This is a genomic window from Pelagibius sp., assembly GCF_028281305.1.
Taxonomy (GTDB): Bacteria; Pseudomonadota; Alphaproteobacteria; order Kiloniellales; family Kiloniellaceae; genus Pelagibius.
In genome coordinates this window covers 111723-119597 of record NZ_JANQKD010000022.1, presented here as the reverse complement: position 1 = coordinate 119597, position 7875 = coordinate 111723, and the positions used below count along the sequence as shown (strand labels likewise).

Here is a 7875-nt window from a genome sequence, read left to right as displayed (position 1 = left end):
GCCGTTCATGAAGTAGCCGAGGATGTCGGCATCGAAGATCATCGCCGACTTGCCGGCGCCCAGGTCGGTGCCGACCTGATACCAGGTGTGGGACGACCAATCGGCCGCGCCGCTTTCCTGGATCATGCGCACCCAGTCGGCATGGAAGGCCTTCGAGCTGTCGGTGTTCATCGCCGCCGAAAGCTTGCCGTCGCCGGAAAGGTTCAGATCCCGCTCGCCGAAGTTGGCATAGGCGGAGAGGAAGCCCGGGTGGATGGTGGCCCAGCTCCGCGAGCCGCGCACACCGATGCCGTAGACACCGTCGATGTCCTTCGTTGCCTTGGCGGCGACCTCGATCAGCTCGCTCATGTTGGTGGGCACCGAAGCGCCGATCTGCTGCAGCATGCCGGCATTGTAGGCCAGGTTGTTCTGCTCGTAGCCCCAGGGGATGCACCACTGCTTGGCGTCGTCCGAGCCCAGCTCGCCGCCGGGGCGGCCGTTCCAGGCGCAGGACTTGCGCACGCCCTCCAGCATGTCCTCCCAGTTGTAGGTGGGGGAGGTCTTGTCGCTGTCCTGGATCCACTCGTTGAGGTCGGGAATCCAGCCCGCCGGCCCATAGGTCCAGGTCATGTAGGCGCCGGTCATGAAGGCGTCGTATTCGCTGGAGCGCGAGGAGAGGGCGGCCGTCACCTTGTCGAAATAGACGTCCTCCGGGAAGATGTCATAGGCCACCTCCATGCCGGTCAGGGCCTTGAAGTTATCCAGGTTGGCGATCATGGCGTCGGTGTAGGGGTGCTTGTTCAGCAGCAGCTTCACCCCGGTGCCGGCGTGCTTCTTCCAGTCGAAGTCGGCGGCCATGGCCTGGGTGGACACCATGTTCACAAGGACCCCGGCGGTCCCGGCGGAAACGCCCAGGACACCGAGGGCGCGGATCAGGCTGCGGCGGCTCATCTGTCCGCGGCGGAACGCGTCAATGAGATCCTTTTCTTTCTCGTACATTGTGTTCCTCCCGTTTTGCTCTTGTTTTGCTGGTCTGTGGAAGTCGTTGCGCCTCACAGTTCTTCGACAAGGCGTCGAGCGGTCGCCTCGTCGACAATCAATCCGCTGAGCAGGCCGCTGCGCAGGCCGGCGCGAATCGCGGCCAGCTTGCTCTCGCCGCCGGCGATGGCGACGACCTCGCGCCCGCGCAGGCTTTCCAGGGCAGGCGCCATCACCCGCTCGTCGTAGGAGGTTTCCAGCGCCGCGCCGTCTGCCGTCAGGAACTGGCCCAGGATCTCGGCTGCGGCGCCTCTGCGGTTCAGTTCGTCGATGGCATCGGGCTGATCCAAGGCCGCGGCAGAGGCGCCGCCGTCGGCGCTTTCGGTGTTGCCGATACCGGCGATCACCAGAGAAGCCTCTCCGATCAGCTCCATGGTGGCCGCAAGGCCGGACTGCGCCATCATCACCCGCTTGTCCTCGGCGGAGTTGGCGAAAAGCGGCGCCGGCATCAGGTAGGCCTCGGCGCTGGTCTTGCGGGCCAGGTTGTGGATCACGTCATAGGGATTGGCCGCGTAGCTGCGGGTCAGGCCGCCCAGCATCGACACGAAGCGGATCCGCTCGCCCGGCGTGCGCCCCATGGCGTCGACCGAGGCGGCGATGGTGCGGCCATGGCCGATGCCGATCACACGGTGGGCGCCGGAGGCCACCACCTGCATCAGATAGTCGGCCCCCACGGCACTGAGCGCGCGCAGCGGGAGCGGTCCGGGTTCCAGGGCGTCCATCGCAACGCGGCACAGCGAGAGCCCATAGGCCGCCATCAGGCGGGTTTCCAGATCGACGCAGTCGGCCGATTCGATGTCGACGAAGACGCGGACCAGGCCCTCGCTCTGGGCGCGGGCGATGTAGCGATGGGCGCGGGTGTTGGGGACGCTGAGGCGCTTGGCGACCTCGCTCTGGGTCAGGCCGCCGACAAAATGCAGCCAGGCGGCACGGGCCGCCATCTCCGCCTCCTGACGGGCGTTCGCTCCCCCAAATCGTGCCGGCGTGGACATCGCGGCCTTCGTTGAAATTATTTTCAGTTATGGAATATTTTTCGAAACCGGCGCGAATGTCAACCGCCGCGGTGCCCCACCACGGTTGAGGACCGCGGGTCTCTGCAGGCTCACGGGAGGGTTTTGTAGGCTAAGATGCGCGCCCAGAGGCTTGGGCAGCGACACGCCCGACAGCCTCGAAGTCGGGACCGGAGGTCGGGACGGCGATGCCGAAGACCTCGGCGATGACCTGGGTCCAGCCGTGCAGGAAGTACGTCCAGCCGTCCTCGACCTGAAGGCCGGCGTCTCCGGCCTGACCGCGCGCCTGGTCGAGGAAAACGAGGTCGCCGCGGTAATTGAGGTCCCAGGCGATGGCGCGCTCGGGGAAGCGGGCGCCGTCGCCGAGCGGCGAGCCCGGTGCATCCTTTCCCAGGCCTGTGGCGTTGATCACCAGGGACGCGGGCGGCATGCCGGCCAGCACGGCATCGTTTTCCGCTGGGCCCGAGGCGGTCACATAGTCGACCGGGATGTCGGCGCCCATGGTCTGGTGAATGGTGCGGATATGATGAAGCCGTTCCTCACTGCGGTCCGACACCACGATTTTCGATGGGCGGTCGGCGCCGCGCGACGGCTGGAGCAGGTGCCAGGTGATGGCGATGCTGGCGCCGCCGGCCCCCATGCAGAAGAGGGCGCCCCCCGTGTCCGCGAAGTGTTGCGGCGGCAGGAAGCCGTCGATGGCCAGCCCGGCCGTGAGGGGATCCTTGGCGTGGCAGGCGAGGGCGCCGTTCTTTTTGGAGAGGCAACTGGTCTCCGCCGTCAGCGCTGCCAGGGGATCGATGATCTCGAAGAGATCCCGGCAGGCGGCGAAGAGATCCAGCTTGTGGGTCGTCACCAGCGCACCGCAGGACAGCGGATCGTCCTTGATGAAGGTGACGGCGCGCCGATAGGCCTCGCGCTCCGTATGCAGGGCGAAGTCCATGCCTTGGATGCGGGTATCCTTCAGCCCGAGGTGCGATGCCCAGGCCGGGAAGACGCGCATGATGGAGCTTTGCCCGGTGGTGACGCCGATGAAGTAGAGCGTCGGCTGCTCCGCAGGCGTGAAGGTCATGCTGTCTCCTCTCGTCCTCTGATCGGCCATGGTACGGCAGCGCGGCCACATCTTCGAGGCATCCGGGCGCAACAGGCGCTATGCTTACCGGATGAGTCGGTGCAATCTCCTATCATCGTCGCCGCTTGAGGCGGAATTCTGAATGGCGCGCGATCTCTATCTGGCCATCGACGTGGGGACCGGCGGCATCCGTTCGGCCCTGGTCGACCGGCAGGGCAGGATCCTTGCCTTCAGCCATCAGGAGCACGAGCAGATCGTTCCGCACTATGGCTGGTCGGAACAGCGCCCGGCGGACTGGTGGGACGGTGTCACGGCGACACTCCGTGCCGTGGTCGGCGAGGTCGAGGGGGCAGCCGGCCGTATTGCCGCGATCTGTGCCTGCGGGCAGATGCACGGGTCGGTGCTGATCGACGCGGAGGGGCGGCTCACCCGCGATACCGCGCTGCTGTGGAACGACAAGCGCACGGCGCCCCAGGTCGACGCCTTTGCCGCCGCCCATACACCGGAACGCTACCTGACGGCCACCGCGAACTTGGCGACCCCCGCCTGGCCGGCCTTCAAGCTGCGCTGGATCGCCGAGAACGACCCGCAGGCCTACGACGAGGCCGCCGCGGTCCTGATGCCGAAGGACTACATCGGCTACCGTCTCACGGGAGAGCGGGCGTGGGACGTGACCGAGGCCTCCATGAGTTTCCTCATGGATGCGCGTTCCGGCGCATGGTCCGAGCCGCTTTTGGAAATGACAGGGCTGCGGCGTGATCTGCTGCCGGGGATCAAGGCGACCCACGATGTTCTCGGGCCGCTCAGCGAGGCCGCGGCTCGGGAGACAGGGCTTACCGCCGGCATCCCTGTGCTGGTCGGCGGTGGCGACTATCCGGTCGCGCTGCTCGGCTCTGGCGTCGCCGAGCCCGGCATGGCCTCCGATGTGACCGGAACCTCGACCATCGTCTCCGTGCTGCACAAGGCACCGGTCATCGACCCGCAGGTCTCCAACGTGGCGACGGTGGAAGGGCACTGGGCCAGCTTTGCGCTTCTCGATGCCGGGGGCGATGCGGTGCGCTGGGCCCGGCGCGCCTTTCACGGGAATGCCCTCAGCTACGACGAGGTCACGGCGGCGGCCGAGCGTGCCGGCTGTGGCGCGAAGGCCTTGTTCTTCCTGCCCTATCTCTCGGGCGAGCGCTTCGGTGCCGCCGTCAACGCCCGCGCCCAGTTCTTCGGCCTGACGGCGGCCCACGGCCTGCCCGAGCTGCACCGCGCGGTGCTGGAGGGCGTGGCTTTCGCGGTGCGCCGCAAGCTCGCCATGCTGCAGGGCGGCGGCGAGCGGCCGGAGCGCTTTGTCGCGGCCGGCGGCGGTGCCAAGTCCGCACTCTGGGTGGCCATCAAGGCAAGCATGCTGGGAACGCCCTATCTGATCCCCGAGGAGTTGGAGTGCGGGGTTGTCGGCGCTGCCTGCATGATGGCGGTGGCCAGCGGCGACGCGCCGGACCTCAAGGCCGCCGTGGCCCGCATGGTCCGCTTCGAGAAGGAGGTCTTACCCGACCCCGCCTGGTCCGAGCGCTACGACCGCATGGCGCCGGTCTTCGACCAGATCTTCGATGCCTCCGTCGGCCTTTATGGTTGTCTGGACGCGCTGGACGGAGACATCGAACAGTTGGTCGAAGACCGGCAATCAAGGAATTGCTGATGCGCTACCCGGGCCGGGCCTTGCGACCTTCGTAGGGTTTTCGCGGCCCTGCGGCCTCCCTAGACTTGCATGATGGGGTGGATCGGCCTTCCGCGCTTCTGTCGCTTTGCCTTGGCGCTCCTGGCGGTGGTCCTGCCGCTGGGCAGTGGCGCCGCTGCGCTGGAGCGTGACGAACTGGCCGCGCTCATCATGCCGCCCTTTTCCCTCGGCGAAGCGCTCAACGACCAGGGCGTCTGGTCGTTGCTGAACTCGGGCGGAGCCGAGGCCGGCTATGTTTTCGAGACCCAGCCCCTGGCGCCGCTGCCCGGCTTTTCGGGCGCCCCGATCAACGTGCTGATAACCCTCGACCTGGAGGGCCGCTTTATCGACGCCCGGCTGATCGAACACAACGAGCCGATTTTCGTCTCCGGTCTCGGCGAGGCGCCTTTCCGCAGGTTCTTCGAGCAATACCGCGGCCATTCGATCTCCTCGACCCTGGTGGTCGGCGTTCCCTATGGGCGCGACGACGGGGCTTCCTCGCTGGTCTACCTCGACGGCGTCACCAAGGCGACGGCCAGCGTGCGCATCGCCCACGAAAGCATCCTGGCCGCCACCCTGGCGGTGGCCCGGGAGAAGATGCAGGGCTTGGCAAAGGGGCCGCCGGCGCACCCCGACCCCGACTATGATGAGGCCCTGACCTGGCAGGATCTGGTGGACGAGGGACTGGTGACCCGGCGCCTCTTCACCAACGGCGAGGTGCAGCAGGCCTTTGCCGGAACCGTCTGGGCGGATGACGACCCGGAGGCGTTGGACGACCCGCACGGTGCCTATCTCGATCTCTGGGTGGCCGACCTGGGGCCCCCGGCGATCGCCCGGGCTGTCCTGGATGAGGACAGCTTCGCCGAGCTGCAGGATTTCCTGACCCTGTCGCCGAACGACGAGCCGATCCTGGTCATCGACGCTGGCCGCCACGGCCTGGTGTCCGAGGACTTCGTGCGCAACACCAGTCCTGACTGGATGTCGGCGGAGCAGGACGGCCTGCCAGTGGCGCTGCGAGACGCCGACCTCTTCGTAGAGCTTCGCGACGGCGTGCCCGAGGGCACGGCCATGATCCTGCGCACCGACCGCAGGTTGGGTTTCGATCCGACGCGGGAGTGGACGCTGAACGTCCTTGCGGTGCGCGAACACGGGTCCTTTCAGCCGCAGGTGGGGACGATAAAGCTGGCGGCGGCGCATCAGACCGACGAGCGGTTCTTCACCCGCCCGGGGGTCATTGAGCCGGTAGCGCCCTGGGTCGAGGCGCTGCGCAACCGCGCTTCCGATCTCGTCGTGCTCTCCGTGTTCCTGGCCGCCCTGGTCGCCGTTCTCGGCCTGCGCATGAACAGCTTTGCGGCACTTCCCGCCTTCACACCGCTGCGCCTCTGCGTCCTGGCCGCCATGACGGGGTTTGTGGGCTGGTGGGGCCAGGGTCAGCTCTCCATTGTCACCGTTCTGGCGGTGATCCGGACGGCCTTCGACGGCGGCAGCTTCGCCTTCCTGCTCTACGATCCCTTCTCGCTGGTCATTTGGGCGGTGGTGATCGTCAGCTTCGTGCTCTGGGGGCGCGGACTCTTCTGCGGCTGGCTCTGCCCCTTCGGCGCGCTTCAGGAGTTCGCCCATCATATCGGCACGAAGCTCGGCCTGCGCCAGATCGAACCCAGCGCCCTTTGGGACCAGCGCCTCAAGGCGCTGAAGTACGTGCTGCTGGCGGGCCTCGTTCTATCGGTCTTTGTGGCTCCGTCAATGGTCGATACCTTCGCGGAGGTCGAGCCCTTCAAGACCGCGATCACGGTCTACTTCGTGCGGGAATGGTACTACGTCATCTATGCCGCCTTCTGGCTTGTGCTGGGGCTCTTCCTCTTCAAGGGGTTCTGCCGTTATGTCTGTCCGCTGGGGGCCGTCATGGCCATCGGCGGACTGCTGCGCGGCCGCGACTGGATCGCCCGGCGCGAGGACTGCGGCAGCCCCTGCCAACTTTGCCGCGTGCGCTGCAAGTACGGCGCCATCGCCAAGACCGGGGAAATCCAGTACGCCGAATGCTTTCAATGCCTGGACTGCGTGCAGATCCACGACGATGCGGCGCAGTGCGTCCCGCTGGTCCTTGCCAACCGCAAGCGGGGGGCAGCATGACCCGGCCAGGGCTATCGCGGCGCCGCTTTCTCGCGATCGCTGCGAGCTGCGCCGTCGCCGGACCGGCCCGCGCGAAAACCACCACGCGTTGGCGCGGGATCGCGCTCGGGGCGGAGGCGGAAATCACTCTGCACGGGCCCGAGGAGGCTGCCGGCCCCGCCCTGCAGGCGGCCAGAACGGAACTGCGGCGCATCGAGCGTCTCTTCAGTCTCTACGATCCGGCCTCGGACCTTGCGCGCCTCAACCGCGACGGCCGGCTCGACGATCCCGCGCCCGATTTCCACGCCCTGCTGGATCTCTGCAGCAGGGTTCACGCGGCAACCGGCGGTCTTTTCGATCCGAGCGTCCAACCGCTCTGGCGGGCCATGGCCAACCATCGCGGTGCGCCGCCACGCGATGTTCTGGAGGAAGCGCAGGTGCGGGTTGGCTGGGACGGTGTGGTCTATGGCCGCACCGCGGTGCGGTTGACCCGGCCGGGGATGGCGCTGACCTTCAACGGGATCGCCCAGGGCTTTGCGACGGACCGGGTCGCCGGGGCGCTCGCCCGCTTCGGTTTCGAGGAGACCCTGGTGAACATCGGGGAGTTTCGGGCCGGTGCCGGGTCCTGGCGGATCGGTATCGCCGACCCGGATCAGGGTCTTGTCACGACCCGTTCCCTGGAACGGGGTGCCATGGCCACCTCAAGCCCCGCGGCGCTCGTGTTCGGGGGCGGCGGCCTGGGTCACATTCTTGACCCGGGCTTTCCCCTGCGCGAAGCGTCGTGGTCGACGGTCAGCGTCGAGGCGGAAAGCGCGGCGCTGGCCGACGCCTTCTCGACGGCACTCTGCCTGCTGGACGCCCCGGCTGTCCAAACTGTCCTGGCGGCGAACGCGGCGTTGAAGCGCATCGTGCTTGTGGATCGCGACGGCGACGTGGCAACGCTGGTCTAGGCAACGCTGGTCCAGACA

The 7875-nt window shown here is 67.4% G+C and carries 6 protein-coding genes; 3 read left to right on the top strand and 3 right to left on the bottom strand.

What is annotated here, in order from left to right; all coding sequences use genetic code 11:
- The 3 genes from Q0982_RS05895 to Q0982_RS05885 all read right to left on the bottom strand — a co-directional run.
- Nucleotides 1-978: ABC transporter substrate-binding protein (locus tag Q0982_RS05895; protein ID WP_299392853.1), on the bottom strand; the 978-nt coding region annotated here is incomplete at its 3' end.
- 53 nt (nt 979-1031) lie between these two features.
- Entirely contained in the window at nt 1032-1958 is a 927-nt protein-coding gene (locus Q0982_RS05890; protein ID WP_299392851.1) for a sugar-binding transcriptional regulator, read from the bottom strand.
- A 181-nt stretch (nt 1959-2139) separates the two neighbouring features.
- Nucleotides 2140-3096 (bottom strand): shikimate dehydrogenase, encoded by a 957-nt coding sequence (locus tag Q0982_RS05885; protein WP_299392849.1) that lies wholly within the window; start codon nt 3094-3096, stop codon nt 2140-2142.
- 142 nt (nt 3097-3238) lie between these two features.
- Here Q0982_RS05885 and Q0982_RS05880 point away from each other — a divergent pair, with 142 nt between their 5' ends.
- From Q0982_RS05880 to Q0982_RS05870, 3 genes are all read left to right on the top strand, one after another.
- Nucleotides 3239-4780 (top strand): FGGY-family carbohydrate kinase, encoded by a 1542-nt coding sequence (locus Q0982_RS05880; protein WP_299392848.1) that lies wholly within the window; start codon nt 3239-3241, stop codon nt 4778-4780.
- A gap of 69 nt (nt 4781-4849) precedes the next feature.
- Nucleotides 4850-6928, top strand: coding sequence for a 4Fe-4S binding protein (locus Q0982_RS05875; protein WP_299392846.1), 2079 nt, complete (start codon nt 4850-4852; stop codon nt 6926-6928).
- Nucleotides 6925-7857, top strand: coding sequence for an FAD:protein FMN transferase (locus Q0982_RS05870; protein ID WP_299392844.1), 933 nt, complete (start codon nt 6925-6927; stop codon nt 7855-7857). The genes Q0982_RS05875 and Q0982_RS05870 overlap by 4 nt, the downstream gene beginning before the upstream one ends.
- Nucleotides 7858-7875: the final 18 nt, after the last annotated feature.

Coding starts and splice junctions, on each gene's coding strand:
- Q0982_RS05880 (WP_299392848.1), top strand. CDS start 3,239: ATGGCGCGCGATCTCTATCTGGCCATCGACGTGGGGACCGGCGGCATC.
- Q0982_RS05890 (WP_299392851.1), bottom strand. CDS start 1,958: ATGGCGGCCCGTGCCGCCTGGCTGCATTTTGTCGGCGGCCTGACCCAG.
- Q0982_RS05885 (WP_299392849.1), bottom strand. CDS start 3,096: ATGACCTTCACGCCTGCGGAGCAGCCGACGCTCTACTTCATCGGCGTC.
- Q0982_RS05875 (WP_299392846.1), top strand. CDS start 4,850: ATGATGGGGTGGATCGGCCTTCCGCGCTTCTGTCGCTTTGCCTTGGCG.
- Q0982_RS05870 (WP_299392844.1), top strand. CDS start 6,925: ATGACCCGGCCAGGGCTATCGCGGCGCCGCTTTCTCGCGATCGCTGCG.